This window comes from Candidatus Nanosynbacter sp. TM7-057, assembly GCF_022828295.1.
GTDB lineage: Bacteria > Patescibacteriota > Saccharimonadia > Saccharimonadales > Saccharimonadaceae > Nanosynbacter.
In genome coordinates, this window is the sequence record NZ_JAJQJT010000005.1 from 1 (window position 1) to 728 (window position 728).

1 protein-coding gene is annotated in these 728 nt (G+C 39.4%); it reads left to right on the forward strand.

The annotated features are described in order from the left end of the window. Positions 1 to 340 precede the first annotated feature (340 nt). A partial coding sequence (locus LRM45_RS04160; protein WP_243826875.1) for a hypothetical protein occupies positions 341 to 728 on the forward strand: 388 nt, incomplete at its 3' end.

Here is a 728-nt window from a genome sequence, read left to right on the forward strand (position 1 = left end):
GGCATAGTCGTAAAGTCTATCTTGTGAGTATTGACTTTTACGCTAGAGTTTGCTAATATAAGAACATCAGATAGCCAATTGATAACCTCGGTCGTTTTTGACTGGGGTTTTCTTTGTCTAAAAATAACCTCTTACTCAAAATCGATAAATCGTGGAAAATCTGTCAAGAGTTTTGCACCAAATTCTTACACTTTTTTCACAAAAATAAAATTTCACCTGTGGAAAATGAAGGTGCTAGTTTTTCATTGGCTTAAAAAGAGGGTAAAAATGGGGAAAATTGTTCATATTTCTGAGATTAAAACGCCATTGACAGAAGCCATTAAGAAATGGAGAGCTGACAATGTATGATTTTGATAAACAACAGATAATCGAGCCAAAGCGTCAGTTTACAGGCGTTTGGTTGCCGAAAGAGCTATTGTTAGATGATAAACTACAGGCAACCGATAAAATCTTGTATGCTGAAATCGCAAGTTTTGGTGATAAGGGATGTTGGAAACGTGCCGAGGAGTTGCGGTTAATGTGCGGTATTGGCAGAGACGGTTTTCGTGCTGCTTGTGCTAGGCTGCGTGATGGTGGCTATATTGTTGAGTGTAGGTCTTTTGGCAGAATTATACGTTACCTGTCAATTTATGCAACGGACAAAAAACAGCAACGAACGGAAAATCCGGCTGTTCAACGAACGGAAAATCCGGCTGTTCAACGAACGGAAAATCCGGCTGTTCAACGAA